The organism is Streptomyces sp. bgisy100, from assembly GCF_057709105.1.
Window position 1 is genome coordinate 1 of record NZ_JBYITE010000027.1, and the last position, 18,645, is coordinate 18,645.

At 74.1% G+C, this 18,645-nt stretch carries 12 protein-coding genes; 8 read left to right on the forward strand and 4 right to left on the reverse strand.

Annotated features, from left to right (window positions below; translation table 11 throughout):
• Nucleotides 1–328: 328 nt before the first annotated feature.
• The gene (locus tag AC3EQ1_RS18775) at nucleotides 329–1,054 is read right to left on the reverse strand and encodes a GOLPH3/VPS74 family protein (RefSeq protein WP_351514206.1); all 726 of its coding nucleotides are present in this window, start codon (nucleotides 1,052–1,054) and stop codon (nucleotides 329–331) included.
• Between the two features lie 269 nt (nucleotides 1,055–1,323).
• Between AC3EQ1_RS18775 and AC3EQ1_RS18780 the strand changes: the two genes are divergently transcribed.
• From AC3EQ1_RS18780 to AC3EQ1_RS18810, 7 genes are all read left to right on the forward strand, one after another.
• A complete protein-coding gene (locus AC3EQ1_RS18780; RefSeq protein ID WP_432095472.1) occupies nucleotides 1,324–4,815 on the forward strand; it encodes a D-alanyl-D-alanine carboxypeptidase in 3,492 nt (1,163 codons plus the stop codon).
• A 249-nt stretch (nucleotides 4,816–5,064) separates the two neighbouring features.
• A complete protein-coding gene (locus tag AC3EQ1_RS18785; RefSeq protein WP_432095541.1) occupies nucleotides 5,065–5,760 on the forward strand; it encodes a L,D-transpeptidase family protein in 696 nt (231 codons plus the stop codon).
• 220 nt (nucleotides 5,761–5,980) lie between these two features.
• Entirely contained in the window at nucleotides 5,981–8,041 is a 2,061-nt protein-coding gene (locus AC3EQ1_RS18790) for an MFS transporter (RefSeq protein ID WP_432095473.1), read from the forward strand.
• A 356-nt stretch (nucleotides 8,042–8,397) separates the two neighbouring features.
• Complete coding sequence (locus tag AC3EQ1_RS18795; RefSeq protein ID WP_432095474.1) at nucleotides 8,398–8,802, forward strand: effector-associated constant component EACC1; 405 nt, start codon at nucleotides 8,398–8,400, stop codon at nucleotides 8,800–8,802.
• A 3-nt stretch (nucleotides 8,803–8,805) separates the two neighbouring features.
• Nucleotides 8,806–11,637 carry a caspase family protein gene (locus AC3EQ1_RS18800; protein WP_432095475.1) on the forward strand — a complete coding sequence of 944 codons (2,832 nt, stop codon included), beginning with the start codon at nucleotides 8,806–8,808 and terminating at the stop codon, nucleotides 11,635–11,637.
• A complete protein-coding gene (locus AC3EQ1_RS18805; protein WP_432095476.1) occupies nucleotides 11,627–13,141 on the forward strand; it encodes an extracellular solute-binding protein in 1,515 nt (504 codons plus the stop codon). The genes AC3EQ1_RS18800 and AC3EQ1_RS18805 overlap by 11 nt, the downstream gene beginning before the upstream one ends.
• A gap of 296 nt (nucleotides 13,142–13,437) precedes the next feature.
• Nucleotides 13,438–14,253: an adhesin gene (locus tag AC3EQ1_RS18810; RefSeq protein WP_432095477.1), complete on the forward strand. Its 816-nt coding sequence runs from the start codon at nucleotides 13,438–13,440 to the stop codon at nucleotides 14,251–14,253.
• A 23-nt stretch (nucleotides 14,254–14,276) separates the two neighbouring features.
• Here the strand turns inward: AC3EQ1_RS18810 and recQ are convergent, their stop codons facing one another.
• Together recQ and AC3EQ1_RS18820 are read right to left on the reverse strand one after the other, a co-directional pair.
• Nucleotides 14,277–16,205, reverse strand: a complete 1,929-nt coding sequence (gene recQ / locus AC3EQ1_RS18815) for a DNA helicase RecQ (RefSeq protein ID WP_432095478.1) — start codon at nucleotides 16,203–16,205, stop codon at nucleotides 14,277–14,279.
• Nucleotides 16,206–16,335: 130 nt separating this feature from the next.
• Entirely contained in the window at nucleotides 16,336–16,518 is a 183-nt protein-coding gene (locus AC3EQ1_RS18820; protein ID WP_351505891.1) for a hypothetical protein, read from the reverse strand.
• Nucleotides 16,519–16,745: 227 nt separating this feature from the next.
• Between AC3EQ1_RS18820 and AC3EQ1_RS18825 the strand changes: the two genes are divergently transcribed.
• A complete protein-coding gene (locus AC3EQ1_RS18825) occupies nucleotides 16,746–17,636 on the forward strand; it encodes a hypothetical protein (RefSeq protein WP_432095479.1) in 891 nt (296 codons plus the stop codon).
• 187 nt (nucleotides 17,637–17,823) lie between these two features.
• On the opposite strand, the gene AC3EQ1_RS18830 is transcribed toward AC3EQ1_RS18825, so the two are convergent.
• Nucleotides 17,824–18,627: a DeoR/GlpR family DNA-binding transcription regulator gene (locus AC3EQ1_RS18830; RefSeq protein WP_432095480.1), complete on the reverse strand. Its 804-nt coding sequence runs from the start codon at nucleotides 18,625–18,627 to the stop codon at nucleotides 17,824–17,826.
• Nucleotides 18,628–18,645 lie beyond the last annotated feature (18 nt).

Sequence of the window (18,645 nt, forward strand, 5' to 3'; positions counted from 1 at the left end):
CCCCCCCCCCCCCCCCCCCCCCCCCCCCCCCCCCCCCCCCCCCCCCCCACCCCATGCGGTGCGACGCGTCGGCGCTTCAGGGTTCGCGGCGAGGCGGTGCCCCTGCCCTGCCGGGCACGGACACCGCGTCCTCGTCCACGTCCCCGCGCCGGCGGCGCCTCGCGGCTCCCGAACCGGGTCGGGCCGGTGGTGGTGCGGTGGGTGACAGCGGTCTGCTGACCTGCTGCGTGACGCTCCGGGGAACGGCCTGCGGAACGTCGGCGCTGCGGATGACTCGTCGGCGGTGCGGGTGCACCGCGCCTGCGCTGCTTCCTTGTGGGGTGTGCGGTCAGTGGGCCGCCACGCGGGCCATGGTTCCGCGCCGGGACTGCACCGGGACGCCGGTGGGTTCACTCGCGGCGGTCCGGGCCGGTGCGCGCCGGGGCTGTGCCGCGACGCCGTTCTGCACGTCCATCACGGCGTGCGCGACGAGCCCGCCCATCGGGTCGTGCCGGATCAGGTCCCGCAGCCGGGAGCGGGACGACCGCCCCTCGTTGCCGGGGTAGAGGTGCTTGCCCAGTCCGACCGCGTGGGCCAGCGCCGCGAGCGCCGCGGTCCGCGGGTCCGGCGGCACACCGGTGCGGATCGCGTTGTCCAGCCGGGTCCTGATCTCCCGGCTGATGGTCGTCTCCGACGCCTGGTAGCGGGTCGTCGGCAGCACTCCGCACATCTGGCCCTCCACGGCGTGCACCATGCCGCAGCGTTCCAGATGCGTGAGGTAGGTCTGGCGCAGCCCCAGCCGGGGCCCGCCGATCCAGTGGACCGCCCGGACCGGGCTGCCGCGACGGCGCAACAGCTCCAGTGCGGAGTCCAGTGTCGGATCTCCTGTCGGCCGTGGCATCACCACGGCGATACGATCCCCGTCCGGGGCTATCCGTCCTGCCAGAGCCAGCTCCACTAGCTGGGCCCCGGCCAGGCCGAGGTCGAGCGACTGCGGCTGCGCCGTGGTACCCGTGGTCGGGTCCAGGGCCAGCAGCAGAAGCTCCTCCGGAATTGTTCTGCGGCTCCTGCCCATCCATGCCTCCCCGCGTGGATGTCTGACAGGGTGACCCCTCTCACACTTGTCTGTCGAGAGTGCCTGGGTGTTTCGTACGGGAACCAGTAGGTATGTCGTTCTCGTCTAGCAGGTGGGCGAGGTCCTTCGGGGGGTGTCGGACCCGGTCGGAACAGCGTGGCTGCGAGGGGCACTCGTATCCGGGCTGGAAACTGGTAAGTGCGGTTCAGCAGCGGGACGTGACGCCGGCGCGGCGTCGGGCGTCCCGCACGTGTGTGGAGGAGGCATCGGTGGCGGGCGAGTCCCCCGAGAAGTCGGAGCAGCAGAAGTCGTCGGGGGAGACGACTCGGGGCGAGGGCGATCCGCGTCTCTCGGTCATCCAGGACTCCCCCGACCGGCCCGCCGAGGCCGCGGACGACACGTCCGAAACCGCGGAACCCCCTGCCGGGAAGGCCGTTGGGAGCACCGACGGTGCCGCGGAGGCGGACGGCGAGCCGGACGCGGGTCCGGCCGCGGACAGCGATGCCGGGGCGGACGCCGATGCCGCCGCCGGGTCGGCCGCGGGCAACCACGCGGATGCGAACGCGGGAACGGGCAAGGACGGCGGCTCGGACGAGGGCGCCGACGCGGACGAGCCGGCGGGAGCGGACGCGCCCACGGGCAACGACAAGGGCGACGCCCGGCTCCGTGCCGCGGTCGCCGCCTGGGTGGCCGGTACCGACGCGGACGCGGAAGCAGCCGTGGGCTCGGACGCCGAGGACGCCGCGGACTCCGCGGGTTCGGAGGGCTCCGGGGGCTCCAACGGCTCCGAGGGCTCGAACGATTCCGAGGGCTCGAACGATTCCGGGGAGAGCGCCCCGTCCGGTGCCGACGCCGCGAAGGCGGAGGACGGCGCCGACAGCGACCTGCCGAAGCGGCCGACGGCCGCGCGCGGTGCGCAGAGCGGGACGGACGGCGACGCGGACGGCGAGGCCGACGCGTCCGGCGCGGCGGCGGCCGGACAGGCCGGCAAGACCGGGACCGGCAAGAGCGGGACCCGGGGCAAGTCCGGCAGGAACAAGGCTGAGACGGGCAAGGGCGGCGTGACGTCGGGCGACGGCGCCGCGTCGGACGCGTCCGGGAAGTCCGGCGGCGCCGACGACTCCGGCGGCGCCGGGAAGCCCGAGGATTCAGGAAAGTCCGAGGACACCGGGAAGTCCGAGGACACCGGGAAGTCGGGTGGCGGCGACGGCGCGGCGGCGGTGGACCAGCCCACGACGATGTTCAAGGCGCCCCGTGCGGTGACCGGCGACCGGGCCTCCGGTGCCGACGGTTCGGCGGCGGACCGGAAGACCACCGGAGGCAAGCCGCGGAAGGCGGCCGGGAAGAAGCGTTCCGTGGCGGGCGACAAGCCCGCCGGCGGCGCGGCAGACACCGGCGCGGCCGGTACCGGTGCGGACGGTTCCTCGGACGAGAAGCCCAAGGGCGGTCCGAAGGCGGCGCAGGACGATGCCACCGAGGACCGGGCGACGGCCACCTTCGGCACCCTGAGCAAGGACCGGAAGAAGCCGGCCCGGGGCGCCTCGGCGTCCGGCGCGGCCGCTTCCGAGGCGGCGGACCGGGCCGAGGGCGGCGACAAGCCGTCCGGCAAGGACGAGGGCGCGGCCGCCGGCAAGGGCGGAACCGCGCCGTCCGGCAAGAGCGAGGCGAAGGCCGGGGGCAAGGGCGGCGACGCCTCCTCCGCCAAGGCCGACGGCCGGGACCGGAAGCCGAGCTGGGCCAAGGGCGACGACGGGGACGACGCGTCCGGCGGCGCGGCCGCGGGCGGTTCCCCGGACGACGCTCCGGCCGGGAAGGGCAAGGCCGGAGACAAGGCTGGAGACAAGGCCGGGGAGAAGACCGGGGAGAAGGCGGACGCGGACGGCACGGCCGTCGACCAGCCCACCGCGGCCTTCACGGTCACGCGTCCCGCGGGCCGCAAGGCCGGCGCCGGGAGCAAGTCCGGTGCCGGGCAGAAGTCCGGTGCCGAGGCGGGGACCGAGGCCGACGCGAAGGGCAAGCCCGGAACCGAGGGCAAGCCCGGCAGCGACGCCGAGCCCGCCGACGGGAAGAAGCCCGGCGACGGAGAGAAGTCCGCCGACGGGAAGAAGCCCGGGGCCGACGGCAAGGCCGCCACGCAGGCCGAGACCGGTGCGAAGCCGGACGGGAAGCCCGGTGCGAAGGCGGACGGCAAGGCCGGTGCGAAGCCGGACGCGGAGCCCGCGGAGAAGAAGGGCGTCGATCAGCCGACGACGGCGTTCAAGGCGCTGAAGCCGGGCGCCAAGCCCGAGTCGGACTCGGAGCGGACCAGCCGCTTCGTCCCCCTCAAGGACTCCGACACGGCCCCGCGCAAGCCGAAGTCGGCGGTGAAGACCGCCGACGAGCCCGCCGTGCCCGCGCAGTCCGCCGCGTCGCCCTCGCTGTCCGAGGCCGAGCGGACCAAGCAGCAGCCGCTGCCGCCCGAGCCGGCGCCGGGCGAGCCCGCGCCGATAGACCTGCTCGCGCAGCTGACGAACACCCCGCCGCCGCCGGAGACCCCGGTGCGCACCATCGTCCGGCGGTTCAAGATCTGGACGCCGCTGGCCATCCTGCTCGCGGTCGTCTTCGCCACCGTGCAGGCGCTGCGGCCGCTGCCGGAGCCGACGCTCGACCTCACCGCGCAGGAGAGCTACGCCTTCGACGGCAAGAAGCCGACGATGCCCTGGCCCGCCAAGGGCCAGGCGGCCGTGGGGATCGACGGGCTGGGCAGCTTCGGCACGTTCGGCGAGCAGAAGCCGGTGCCGATCGCGAGCGTGGCCAAGACGATGACGGCCTACGTCATCCTCAAGGAGCACCCGCTCAAGCCGGGCAAGCAGGGAGCCCGTATCCCGGTCGACCAGAAGGCCGAGGACGACGCGGGGCTCAGCGCCCAGAACGAGTCCGTGGTGGACACCAAGAAGGGCGAGAAGCTCACCGAGTACGAGGCGCTCAACGCCATCATGATCGCGTCCGCGAACAACGTGGCGCGGCTGCTGGCCCGCTGGGACGCCGGTTCCGAGCAGGCGTTCGTCAAGAAGATGAACGCGGCCGCCAAGGACCTCGGCATGAAGAACACCACGTACACCGACCCGAGCGGTCTCCAGGCCACCACCGTCAGCACCGCCGAGGACCAGGTCAAGCTGGGCCGGAAGGCGATGCAGGACCCGGTCTTCCGGGAGGTCGTCGGCAAGCCGTCCTACGTGGACCGCAACGGCAAGAAGCAGGACAACTGGAACCGGCTGGTCCCGTTCAGCGGTGTCGGTATCAAGACGGGCACCAGCACCGCCGCACAGGGCAACCTGCTGTTCGCGGCGCGGAAGCAGGTCGGCGGCACCAACCAGCTGATCATCGGCGCCGTGCTGAACCAGCCCCCGTCCCCGACGGACAACTCCATCCTGACCGGCGCCGTCGACGCGAGTAAGGCCCTGATCACCGCCGCGGGCGACACCCTGACGACCCGCAAGGTGGTCAAGAAGGGCGATGTCGTCGGCCAGGTCGACGACGGTCTCGGGGGCACCACCCCCGTCGTCGCGACCAAGGACGTCACGGCCGTCGGCTGGGCCGGGCTGACCGTGGACATCGAACTCACGGACAACGGCAAGGTCGTTCCGCACACCGCGAAGGCCGGTACCGAGGTCGGCACGATGACCGTGGGCAGCGGGCTCGGCCAGGTGAAGGTGCCGATCGCGCTCCAGGACGACCTGGCGGAGCCGGGCTTCGGGAGCAAGCTGACCCGCATCACCTGAATCCGTACCGGCTGATCCATATCAGCCGATCCGTCCCACCCCGCCGGGGCCGGCGCCGTGCAAGGCGCCGGCCCCGGCGGCCGTTCCGGGCCCCGGTGACCGTTCGGGCCCCGGCGGCCGTTCCCCGCGAGCGGGCGCCGGGGCGTTGTGACGTTTCTGCGACACGGTCCACCGCAACCGGCGGGCGCCCTGCGTTGTCCAACTCAGCAGTCAGGACTTCACCCGGGGAGGGTCGACATGAGATCAGCAGTGGGAGCGGTGCGGCGTCGTGTGGGGGCGGCGCTCGGTGTGGCGGGCATGGTCGTGCCGCTGGCGGTGGGCCTCGGCAGTGCGCCGGCGCAGGCGGCGGCGTGTTCGACGCAGGCCGGTCCGCACCAGAAGCAGGTGGAGAAGTTCCTCGGGCGCCCGGTGGACGGCCGGCAGTCGTCCGCGGACTGCGCCGCGATACGGAGCTTCCAGACGAAGCACGGCATCTACCCGAACATCGGCTACGCCGGGCCCGTGACCTGGGGCGTGATGGACCTGATGAACAAGCAGAAGGCCGCGGGCAGCAACCCGAACGCCGCCGGGAAGTGCCCCACCGACAAGGGCCGCATCGCCTGTGTCGACCTGACCCGGCAGCTCAGCTGGATCCAGGACGGCCGGAAGCTGAAGTACGGCCCGGTGCCGGTGCGCACCGGGCGCAACGGGTACGAGACCCGGACCGGCGCGAAGAAGATCTACCACCGCAACATCAACCACTGGTCGACGCTCTACAACGTGGCCATGCCGTACAGCCAGTTCTTCGACGGCGGCCAGGCGTTCCACTCGATCAGCGGCAGCGTCTGGTCCCCGCCGGGCTCCCACGGCTGCGTGAACATGCGCAAGGGCGAGGCCAAGAAGTACTGGAGCCTGCTGAAGAAGGGCGACGACGTCTTCGTCTACGGCCGGAAGCCCGGGACCTGAGAGCAACCTCCCCGTCCCTGACGGCGTCCCTCGGAGCGTCGGGCGCCCGCTGCCGAGCGCGCGCCTGACGCCGTGCCGTCCCCGGCACGGCGGGTGCCGCGTGTTAGCGTCACGATCGCCGATCCGTGTGTGGTCCCCGCCCGACCAGCCGGGAGCACCGCGCCCGAGCCGGGTGGCGTGATCGCGGGGGCGGGACGCCGGGAAGACGGGGAGAGTCTCAGTGACGACCGCGCAGCCCTCACGGGCCGAGGACGACGGCTCCGTGAAGGGGCGGATAGCCGTGCCCGGCATGCGCCGGGGGGAGGACGCCGCACCGGGCGCCGACCGCACCGAGGGCGCACACCACGACGGGAGCCCGGCCGCCGGGCCGGCCGCGGACGGACCTCGGACCGACAACGGATCCAGAACCGTGGACGGCTCCCCGACCGAGGACGGCCCCCGGACCGAGGACGCACCGGGCGGACGGGAGTTGCCGCGCGGCCACGACGAGCCGTCGGTCCGGGGGAGCCGCCCCGGACCGGACGGCGCACCGGAGCCCGCCGGACGGCCGGCCGGAACACCGCGCCCAGCACCCCGCGGCGCCCTGCTGCGCCGCCTCTTCCCGCGCACCGTCGTCCTCACCCTGCTCGCCGGCACGCTCCTGCACATCGCCTGGCTGCTGCTGTTCGCCAACAGCGGCGGCGACCTCGCCGCCCAGGACGCCTGGGCGGAGTTCGCCGGACGGCACCCCGACTCGGCCTACAACCTGGCCTGGTACGGCGGGATGCACCCGGTCTCGTACAGCGTGATCTCGCCGTACCTGATGCATGTGCTCGGCGTGCGCACCACGATGATGATCGCCGGGACCCTCTCCTGCGGGCTGCTGGCGCTGATCCTCACCCGCTGCGGCGCGGTGAAGCACCCCCTGCCCACCGCCCTCGCCGGCGCGTTCGCCCTGGTGTGCAACGCCATATCGGGCCGGGTGACGTTCGGCCTCGGTCTGATGTTCGCCCTGGGCGCGGTCGCCGTGGTCTTCTCCTGGCCGCGGACCTGGCGCTCCCGTGCGCAGCTGTACACCCGGGCCGGTGCGGCCGCCGTGCTGGCGGCGCTGGCGACCGCGGCCAGTCCGGTGGCGGGGCTCTTCCTCGGGATGGTGGCCGCCGCCCTGTTCCTGGACCGGCGCCGCGCCGCCGCCTACGCGCTCGGCGTGACCCCGACGCTGGTCGTCGGCGTGTCCGCGCTGCTGTTCCCGTTCTCCGGGACCCAGCCGATGACCTTCGGCAGCGTGGTGCTGCCGCTAGCCTTCGCCGTCCTCGGGGTGCTGCTGGTCCCCGCGGGCTGGCGGACGGTGCGGCTCTGTTCGGCCGTGTACGCGCTGGGGATACTGCTCAGCTGGATCGTCGACTCGCAGATCGGCAGCAATGTCACCCGCCTCGCGCTGATCTTCGCGGGGGTGGTGTTCCTGGCGGCGATGCCCCGGACCCCGCACCGCTCCCGCCGCTGGATCGCGCTCTGCGTCGCCGTCGTCGGGGTGACGGTCTGGCAGACCGTCAAGACCGTCAGCGACGTCGTCAACACCAGGCCGGCCGCGTCCTGGGCGCGGGAGGTCGCACCGCTGATCGACCGGCTGGACCGGTCCGACGCCGACCGCGGCCGGGTCGAGGTGGTCCCCGCCCGCAGCCACCGCGAGGCGTCCGCGCTCGCCCCGTACGTCAACCTGGCCCGCGGCTGGAACCGGCAGGCGGACCGGGAGCGCAACCCGCTCTTCTACGAGGAGGGCACGCTCACCCGGGACAGCTACCGGGCCTGGCTGAAGCGCTGGGCCGTGCGGTACGTGGTGCTGTCGCACGACGAGCCGGACTTCGCGGGACAGGACGAGGCGAAGCTCGTCGGGGCCGGCCTGCCCTATCTGACCGAGGTCTGGTCGGACCGCAACTGGAAGCTCTACCGGGTGGCGGACCCGACACCGCTGGCCGACCCGCCCGCCGTGGTCCGGCACTCCGACGCCGGAGAGCTGACCGTCACCGTCCGCTCCGCGGGCCCGGTCCTCATCCGGATCCCGTACTCGCCCTGGCTGGGGCTGGTCGACCGGGAGGGAAACCGGGTCGAGCCGCCGGAACCGGACGCGGACGGCCGGGGCTTCGCGAACCTGCACGGCTGCCTCACCAGCACGGTCCGGCCGGCCCCGGGCGGGGCGCCGGAGGACGAGTGGACCGAGCTCCACGCGCCGCGCGCCGGCACCTACCGGATCGCCTCGCCCTACCAGTTGCCGCGCGGGACGCCCTGCCCGGACGTGGGCTGAAGCCTCCGCCCGCACGCCCGCACGCCCGCACGCCCGCACGCCCGCACGCCCGCACGCCCGCACGCCCGCGCGGCTGAGCGGTCCGTGCTCCGGCCGACCGGTCCGTAGGGAGCGCGGCCCGGCGCCTCGCCCCGTCGTACGCGGGTGCCGCCCGTACACGGCCCCGCGCCGTCCCCGCCCCGGGCGCCTCTCCCCGCCCCCGTACGCCCCGTCGCCCGGCCGCGCACTCCCGGTTCCGTGGCTTCTGCCTGCGGCACTGGCCATCCGGTCCCGGAACCAACAGACTTGGCGGAGCGTCAGGCAGTGGCAACGGACAGTGTGCGTCCGGTGGGGCGCGGGGGAGACGGGGCGGCGGAGTGGACATCCGGATCAGTGTCGAGGGCAGTGCGGACCCGGGCAGAGAGCTGCAGGGCATCGCCGGCTGGCTGAAGGACGACGAGTCCTTCGCCCAGCACTGGAGATTCAAGTCGGAGTCGGCGCCCGGCCGGGCGGGCGCGCTGGAGGACCTGATGGTCGCGCTGGCGGCGCATGCCGCGGTGTCGACCCTGGACGAGCCGGTGCGGGCGATGGTCGGCGCCCTGATGGGCTGGCTGCGCAGCCGGGTGCGGCTGAGCCACGGCAACCGGACCGTGGTGACGGTACGGGTGGCGGGCCGCCCGCCGGTGCGGATCACCGAGGACGACCTCACCGCCGACCGGATCCCCGAGGTCGTGGCGCGGGTCGGCGCGGAGCTGGAGTCCGGTACGACCGGTGGTGCGTGAGCCGTGACCGCGCACGTCCCCGACCGTAAGGGCTCGCGGGCATTCCTCGTCGGGGTGCCCCACGTGGCGGACGGTGGATTCGAGCCGCTGGACTACGTCCACCGCAATCTGCGGGACCTGGCGTCCGCGCTGGCCGAGACGGAGCTGCCGGACGGGACCCGCGGGATCCTGCCGGAGGACGCGATCACGGTCCTCACCTCACCCAGCCAGGGCAAGTGGCTGCGGGAGCTGAAGCGGGTCGCGGAGGACACCACCGATCTGCTCTTCGTCTACTTCGCCGGGCACGGCTACCGCGACCCGTTCGACAACCAGCTCTATCTGATGACGAAGGACGCCGACCTCGACGTCAACCTGGTGGGCACCGCGGTGGCCTGGTCCCACGTGCTCAAGACGCTGGACCGGATGCACTTCCGGCACGCGGTGTTCATCCTCGACTGCTGCAACTCCGGGGTGGCCATCGACGGCCGGGCGGTCGGGCAGAGCGGGCACTACACCCTGGCCTCCTCGCTGCCCACCAGGACTCAGCCCTCGGAGGGGGTGGACGCGGGGGACGGCGATCCGCGCAGCCGCTTCACCGACGCCGTCATCCGGGCGATGGAGGAGACCGGGCGGGACAGCCGCGCACTGACGATGCAGGGGCTGTACGACCGGCTGTACCGCGCGACCAAGGACTGGCCGGTGAACTTCGGCGACGGCTGGGGGCCCAAGGGCGGCAGCAGCGGTGTCGGCCCCGACATCGTCATCTCCCGCTTCGTCCCGCACCTTGCGCCGCCCGGCAGGCTGCCCCCGGAGCTGCCCACGCCACCGCCGTGGCCTCCCGCTCCCGCTACGGAGCCCCACGGCGGGGACGAGCCCGGCCGGCCGCGGCTGCTCCGGTGGCTGGGTGAAGGGCGGCGGGCCGCGGTCGCGGGGGCGCTGGCCCTGCTGCTGACCGTCGGGACCGGGGTGTACCTGGCCTGGCCGGGGTCGGGGCCGGGGCACGGCGCCGCAGGCTGCCTGCCGCCCCTGGAACTGCGGCTGATGGCCGGTCCGGAGACCCGCGCCGCGGTGGGGCACGCCGTCGCCGCCTATCTGCGCAGCCCCGCCAACCGGGTGCCGCTCGGCCCGGACGACGGCGCCCGGGGTGACTGCCGCCGGACGAACATCACCGTCTACGAGGCCGGGACGGGCGAGACCGTCGACGCCTTCGGGGCGACCGGCGCCTGGGCCGGGAAGCGCGGGGACGCGGAAACCGGGGCACCGGCCCCGGCCGTCTCCGGCGGACCCTGCCCGTCCGCCTCCCCGGCACCGCAGAGCGCCGGCGCGGACGAAGCCGAGGGGAACGCGGAGGCCGCCCTGTGCGCCGACCCGTTGCAGGACGTCGGCCCGCAGCCGGACCTCGTCGTCTCCGGGTCGAGCACCGAACTCGCCCGCATCCAGCGGCAGATCGCCCGGAACCACGGCCCCGCGCGGGTGGTGCCGCTGGGCCCGGCCGGGTACTCCCCGCTGGTCCTCGCGGTACCGGCGGCGCTGGAGAAGAAGCTGACGGAAGCGGGTGTGCACCGGACGGGCAGCAGCTGGGACGACCTGCTCGACGCCATGGCCGAGGTCGCCCCCGGTATGCCGCTGCTCCGCCCCGACCCGGACACCTCCGGCACCGCCCTCCAGCACACCGTCGGCCTGTACGAGGCGCGCGACGGGCGGCTCACCGGCGGCGCGGACCGCGACGCCGAGGGCGTGGAGCGGCGGCTGCGGCAGCGGACGGCCCCCGCGTCGGACGCCGACGGCCTGTTGTGCGACCTCGACGATCCGGGGCCCGGCGAACCCCGGCTGGGCAAGGCCGCCGCCCTGGTCTCGGAGAAGGCGGTCGCCGACTTCAACCTCGGCAGCCGCCCGGGTTCGGCGTGCGACAACAGCCGGCCCGCCGACGAGCAGTCCCGGCTGGTCGCCTACTACCCGGCGGGGGTGCCCGCCCTCGACCTGCCGGTGGCCGAGGTCCGCTGGAAGGGCGCCCGGGACGCGGACCGGCGCACGGCCGCCGTCCGGAACTTCCGCACCTGGCTCACGGGCACGGGCAGCGGCCGGTTCCTGCGCGGACTGGTCCGCGGCACCCGCGCCGACGGCCGCCCCGCCCCGCCGCGCGGCGACGCCTGGAAGGACCCGGAGATCAGCGGGGTACTGGCCGACGTGCCGGTGGTCACCGGCACCGCCGACGGGCGCACCGCGGACACCGTCGTCGAGGAGTACACCCAGACCCGCGAACCGGGCCAGGTCCTCTTCCTCGTCGACGTCTCGTGGTCGATGGCCGAGGGCGACAAGCTGGCGATGGCCGACGCCGCACTGCGCGGCTCCCTGCAACGTCTGGGCCCGCGCGACAGTTACGGGATCCGGACCTATCCGGGGTCGGCGCGGCATCCGGACCGGGCCCGTACCGAGGTCCCGCGCGGCACCCCGGGGGACTCCCGGGCAAAGGCCCTGGCCTGGCTCGCGTCGTCGCCGAGGAAACGGCTGGTCACCAAGGGGGCGGCGGTCCACGAAGTGCTGGAGCGGGCGTTGCGGGACACCCGCGGGGACCGGCGGCCGCTGATCGTGCTCATCACCGACGGGGACGACCGGCCGCTGGGCGACAGCGGCGGGGCGGCGGCCCAGGCCCTGGGCCGGGAGCAGGGGCGCGACGGCAGCACGGGCGTGCTGGTGCTGTCGGTCCGGCTGGACGGCTGCACCGCCGGGATCCGCCGGTTCGAGAACCCGGCCTCGGCGGGCTGTTACGCCGGCCGGCCGGAGAAGGCCGCCGAGGCACTGGCCGAGCAGGTGGCCAACCAGGTGCAGGGAGGGGCGAGCGACGATGGGCCGTAGCCGTAGCCGTAGCCGTAGCCGTAGCCGTGGCGCCGCGCTGGCGGGGGCGGTGCTGCTGGCGCTGTGCGCCGGCTGCGACGGCGGGGACCGGGCGGCACCGGACCCGAAACCGTCGCCGGGGGAGGAGCGGGTGCTGCGGGTGGCGACCGCCTCCGACGTCTCGCAGGGCCCCGTGCGGCAGCGGCTGATCGAGGCCTGGGACCGGTCCCAGCCGGACGTCCGGGTGGAGATCGTCCGGCTGCCGGCCGCGGCGGACGACGCCCGCAGCCAGCTGGTGGCCGCCCTCCAGTCCGGCGGCGCGGACTACGACGTGGTCAACCTGGACGTGCCCTGGACCGCCGAGTTCGCCGCGGGCGACCTGATCCGCCCGCTCGACGGCGACCCGCTGCACGGCATGTGGGGGCAGGTGGCGGACACCGCCCGCTTCCGGGACCGGGTCTGGGCGGTGCCGTTCAACACCGACGCCGCGCTGCTCTACTACCGCAAGGACATCTGGAAGGACCCGACCTGGCGGCCGCCCGCCACCTGGGGCGAGCTGGACACCGCCGCGGGCAACGCCAAGGACCCCCGGCAGGTGAAGCAGACCTTCCCGTACGGCTACGCGACCCAGCTCGACTCCTACGAGGGGCTGACCGTGAACGCCCAGGAGGCCGTCTGGGCCACCGACGGCGAACTCGTCGACACCACGGGCAAGGTGGTGGCGGCCAGCCTGGACACCCAGGCGGGGCTGACCGATCTCTTCCAGCGGTTCCACGGCCTGATGCCGCCGGAGACCAGTACCGCCGACGAGCGCGACAGCCTGGAGATGTTCCGCGACGAGAAGGTCCCCTTCATGCGCAACTGGCCGTACGTGTACAACGTGCTGGCGGCGAAGGGGTCGAAGGTCGCGGGGAAGTTCGGCGTCGTGCCGCTGCCGGGCCGGGGAGCCAACGGGGCGTCGGTGCTCGGCGGTCAGAACCTCGCCGTCACCCGGGACAGTGCCCACCCGGAGGACGCCCGCCGGCTGCTGGACTTCCTGGTGCGGCCGGCGCAGCAGCGCTGCCTGCTGGAGGCCGGTTTCGCCCCGGTGCTGAAGGCGACCTACGAGGCGGCCGGCCCGCGCTGTTCGCTGTCCGGGGGCGGCGGGGCGAGCGGCGGCGAGGCGACGTCCGGGGAGGAGGCCACGTCCGGGGAGGAGGCGAGGTCCGGGGAGGAGGGGTCGGCCTCCGGTGCGGACGGGGGTGCCGGGAGCAGTGGGGACCGTACCGGTGGCGCCGACGGGGAGGCGAGCGCGGGCCCGGAGGCCGGCGGTGAGGAGGCCGGGAGCCGGAAACTCCCGCCCTGGACCGAAGCGTTGCGGAAGGCACTCGGCCGCGCCCGGCCGCGGCCGGTGACCCCGTACTACGCGGCCTTCACCGAGCTGGTGCAGACCCTGGTGCACGGCCGGCTGGAGAACGGCGGGGACGAGAAGGACCTGGCCAAAGAACTGGACAAAGACCTGAGGACCGTGATGGAAGGGGGCTGACCGGACGATCGGAATTCGATGCGCCGCACCCCTGTCTCCGGGCACATGCCTCATGCATAGTGGGTCCGCATTAACGACCAGTAGCATCCCGGGGACCTGAAACGATGGCGTGTGAGCAATGCGGCGGACATGAGGACACGTTGTCGGGAAAGCCCTGTGCGTGCCGCTATGTGCGGCCGCGGCGCCATGCGGCGGGCGGGTGGCGGAATCCGGACCCCTGGATCGTCCGCGAGACGCTCCGCGGACGGTGGACAACGCTGTCAGCGGGGCGCCGGGCGGGCCTCGGGGCGGGTGCCGTGCTCACGTTCGCCGGGGTCGTCGGACTGACCGCGCTGGTGGTGTCCTCGACGCTCTTCGCCGGTTCCGCCGAGCCGCGCACCGCCTCGGCCGCCGATCCGGATCTGCGCGAACCGCCGAAGCCGACGCTGATCCTGCCGTCCTCCGGTCCCTCGGACGAGCCGCCGGGCGAACCGGGGGACGGGGCGGGGGACGAGTCGGGGGACGAGGAGCCGTCGGACACGGAGGAGTCCGGGCCCTCGGCGACGGACGCCGGCCATGAGTCACCGGGGGAGCCGGGGGAGAAGGACCCGGTCACCTACTCCGCCTGGGCCGGCCACGGCTGCACCGCGCCCGAGGGCGGCGGCTACGCCGAGTACGGCCGGCACGTCGACGGCATTGAGGGCTGGTACACCGTCAGCTCGGGTGGCTACGAGGGCGGGGCGTGCGACGGCTCGTTCTCCGCGGTTCCCATGTCGGGCAGTTCGACCGAGGACAGCGGCAGCCGGGCACTGTGGTGGTGGACGGTGGGCGAGGACTCCGACGCCTGCGCGATCGAGGTGTACATCCCCACCAGCGCCGACGGCCGCGATGTGGCGGGCGACCCCACGCTGTACAACGTGCTCGCCGACCCAGGCGAACCGGACTCCGCGTACGACAGCTTCCTGATCGACCAGACCCTCAACCGCGGACACCACGTCGATGCCGGCACCTACGAGGTGAAGGACGGCCGGCTGGGCGTCGAACTGGTCGACCGCGGCCAGAACTGGAACGACTACGGCACCACCTATGCCCATCACGCGGCGGCCCAGATGAAGGTCACCTGCCGGGAGTAGTCACGGGCGCCCGGTGCCGGTCCTCACCCCTCCCCGCCCGGTGTGCCGTCCGGTGCCCCGGGCAGGGTGTCCGGGTCCGGTCCGGCGCCCACCGGGGCCTCGCCCCCGTCGCCGGCCAGGGCGTCGAGGACCTGCTGCCCGTACTTGGCCAGCTTGTTGTCGCCGACACCGCTGATCCCCCCGAGCTCCGCGAGCGTCGTGGGCAGCGCGGTCGCGATCTCGCGCAGCGTGGCGTCGTGGAAGATCACATACGCCGGAACGCCCTGCTCCTTCGCGGTCGCCGCCCGCCAGGCGCGCAGCAGCTCGAAGACCGGCACGGCCTCCTCCGGCAGATCGACCGGCGCCGCCCGCCGGGAGGAGGACGTACCGGACTTGGCCGCCCGCGGGGCCCGTTCCGGGTCGCGCCGCATCGGCACCTCCCGCCGGCCGCCCAGCACCTCGGCGCTGGCCTCGGTGAGCACCAGGGTGTTGTACTCGCCCTCCACCGTGAGCAGCCCCTGGGCCAGCAACTGGCGCACCACCGCGCGCCATTCCGCGGTGCCGAGGTCGGCGCCGATGCCGAAGGTCTTCAGCGAGTCGTGGTCGTGCTGGATGACCTTGGCGGTCTTCTTGCCCAGCAGGATGTCGATGATCTGGCCCGAGCCGAACTTCTGCCCCCGCCGCTCGCGGTCCAGCCGGACCACCGTGGACAGCAGCTTCTGCGCCGGGACCGTGCCGTCCCAGGTCGTCGGCGGGGTCAGACAGGTGTCGCAGTTGCCGCAGGCCTGGCTCTTCTCGCCGAAGTAGTCGAGCAGCCGGATCCGGCGGCACTCGACGGTCTCGCAGAGCGCCAGCATGGCGTCCAGGTGGTCCGCGAGCCGGCGGCGGTGGGCCGCGTCGCCCTCGGAGGTGTCGATCATCCTCCGCTGCTGCACCACGTCCTGCAGGCCGTACGCCAGCCAGGCCGTGGACGGCAGGCCGTCCCGCCCGGCCCGGCCGGTCTCCTGGTAGTAGCCCTCGACGGACTTGGGCAGGTCGAGGTGGGCGACGAACCGCACGTCCGGCTTGTCGATGCCCATGCCGAACGCGATGGTCGCGACCACGACCACACCGTCCTCCCGCAGGAAGCGCGCCTGGTTCTCGGCGCGGGTCCGCGCGTCGAGCCCGGCGTGGTATGGCAGGGCCTCGATGCCGTTCTTCACCAGGAACTCCGCGGTCTTCTCCACCGAGGACCGGGACAGGCAGTAGACGATGCCGGCGTCGCCCGGGTGCTCGGTGCGCAGCAGCGCCAGCAGCTGCCGCTTCGGCTCGTCCTTGGGCACGATGCGGTACTGGATGTTGGGCCGGTCGAAGCTCGCCACGAAGTGCCGGGCGTCCTGGAGGCCGAGCCGGGAGGTGATCTCCGTGTGGGTGGCCTCGGTGGCGGTCGCCGTCAGTGCGATCCGGGGCACCGTGGGCCAGCGCTCGTGCAGCGCGGACAGGGCCAGGTAGTCGGGCCGGAAGTCGTGCCCCCACTGCGCCACGCAGTGCGCCTCGTCGATCGCGAACAGCGAGATCCGGCCGCGGTCGAGCAGCCGCAGGGTGGACTCCACCCGCAGCCGCTCCGGCGCGAGATAGAGCAGGTCCAGCTCGCCGGCGAGGAACTCGGCCTCGACCAGCCGCCGTTCCTCCAGGTCCTGCGTGGAGTTGAGGAACCCCGCCCGCACGCCGAGTGCCCGCAGCGCGTCGACCTGGTCCTGCATGAGCGCGATCAGCGGGGAGACGACCACGCCCACGCCGTCCCGGACGAGGGCGGGGATCTGGTAGCAGAGCGACTTGCCGCCGCCGGTCGGCATGAGCACGAGGGCGTCGCCGCCGGCGGCGACATGCTCGATGATCTCCTGCTGCCCTCCCCGGAACGAGTCGTAGCCGAAGACGCGCTGCAGTACCTGGGTCGCGTCGCTCATCTCGGGACGGTGCTCGGGGCTGGTCATCGGTTCAGTCTAGGAGGGCGGCCCGGGTGCTCCGGCGCCCTGTGGACAACGGGCCGCGGGGCCGGTACGGCGGAGGCCGCGGGCCCGGCGGCAGGCCCCGGAACAGCGCCCGGGGCCCGGCGGGCGGCCGTCAGGCGGCCCGCTCGATCTCGCGCCGCACCGCGGCGTTCCACTCGGCGCGCAGCCGCTCGTACCGCTCGCGCTCCTCGGGCCACAGCGGACGGCCCGAGCGCTGAGCGAGGAACGCGCGGATCGCGGCGTTCGCCTCGGCGGCAGAAGGCAGCACGGAACCAGGGCTCGGTGAGTCGGACATGTATCCAGAGTAGGGGCACGGTCGGACAATCGTGCGCATCGTGCACTGTGATATGCGCCCCGTGGCCGCCGGTCGGGCCACCGCGCGGGCGCCCGTGCGCCGCCGGGCCGCTCGCCCGAACGGGCGGTGTCGGGTCCGCTCCGGGTTGCCACCGGGCACCGGCGGTGACGACTACATGGACCCCCGCTTCTCGCCTCCGGTTGGCCCTGTACCGATGGGACCCGTTCATGACCACGTTCCACGCGGCCGTCGTCCACGCGGACCGGACCGTCACCTACTGCGGCACCGTCGACGCGGACCACGTCGACGCGGTCCGCGCCCACGCCGAGCTCGCGGGCGCCCCGCGGCACGTCCGGGACCACCCCGAGCAGCCCGGCGTGATGTTCGTGCTGCGCGACGACGGCAACCTCGACTGGTACGTCCCGGTCGACCCGCCCGCCGCCTCCCGGGGCTCCGGGGCAGGGCGGCAGGCGGGGGCCGAGCGGACCACCCACCGGGAGCGCACGGATGCGGAAGAGGGCGCGTACCCGGCGCCCCGCGCGGCCACCGGGCCCGACTACGTGGAGGGCGCGGTCCGGTTCGGCGGCCAGGCCATCGGCGGCGCCATGGACCACCCGGAGAACCCGCCCCGCGCGGTCTGGCACACCACCGAGTCGCCGGCCGGCGCCAACTTCTTCACCTCGATGGCCAACTTCCTGATCAGCGTGGCCTCCGAGCCGCAGGTCATCTACGACCCGATGACGGACAAGGTCGGCCAGTTCGGCCCGATGAGTCTGAGCGCGCGGGCGCTGCGGAACGACGGCACGCGCCGTACCAACCGCGAAGGGCTGGTGTGCGTCCAGGTCGAGGTGCTCGGCCACGCCGCGGAGCCCTTCACCGACAACTTCGACCCGGCCTCGAAGCCGAACTTCCGGAAGCTGCTCGCCGCGATGCGGGCGCACGGCATCCCGGACAGCTGGCCCGCCGGTGAACCGGTGCCCACCGAGACCTCCCCGATGCCCCGCCCGCGTGCCGTCTGGCAGGGGCAGGGCGGGCACTTCGGCCACTGCCACGTCCCCGGGAACACCCACTGGGACCCGGGGGCCATCAGCACCGGCATCGTCCCGGGGACGCCCTGACCTGCCCCGCTCCTCGTGGGGGTGCGGGCCGGACCGTCCTTCGCGGGCACCGCCGGGCAGCCTCTGCCGTTCCTGGTGGCGGGCCCGGCGGTCCGCTGCCGTACGGTCCGCCTGCGAAGCCGCGCCGTACCGGGCGGGCGGGGACCGGCGCGGGACCGCATCCCGGCCGCGGCGGCGGAACGGCCGGTCAGCCCGCGTCCGCCGGCTCCACGGTCTCCACCGGGACGCCGAACTCCCGGAGCGCCGCGACCTCCTGGTCCGGGGTGCCGGTGTCGGTGATGACCGCCCGGTACGCGGCGGCGGTGCCGTACTCGTGGGTCGCCGTCTTGCCGAACTTCGAGTGGTCGACCAGGAGCAGCGCCCCGTCCGCGGAGGCCAGCATCGCCTCCTTGACCTCGACGTACTCCCGCAGCGGGTGGAAGAGCCGGCCCTCCCGCACGGCCGTGGCCGACATCAGGGCCACATCGGCGCGGATGCGGGAGAGGGCGCGGGTGACGTCCGGCCCGGTGCAGGAGTTGAACTCGCCGTTGTAGCGGCCGCCGAGCAGGGTGACCTCGATGCCCGGCGCGGACCCCACCCGCTGGGCCACCCCGACCGAGTTGGTGATCACGGTGAGCCGGTCGAGCCGGGCCAGGGTGTCGGCCAGCGGATAGAGCGTGGTGGAGTCGTCCATCAGCACCGTGCTGCCCGGCGCGATGCGGCCGGCCGCGGCGGCGCACAGCGCGTTCTTGGCGGCCAGGCCCGCGCCCTCCCGGAACCGGGTGGCGGTCTCCATGGTGAGTGCGGGGAACGCGACGGCCCGGCCGCGCTCCTTGCGGAGCAGATCCCGTCCGGCCAGATCGTCGAGGTCGCGGTGCATCGTCATCAGGCTGACGTCGAAGCGTCCGGCGAGGTCGTCGATGCGGGCCTCGCCCTCGTCGACCACATGGCGCAGGACGGCCTGCCGCCGCTCCTCGACGGCGGCCTGCGACAGCCGTGCCTTGGCGGGCAACGGGCCCCTCCCCTCCTC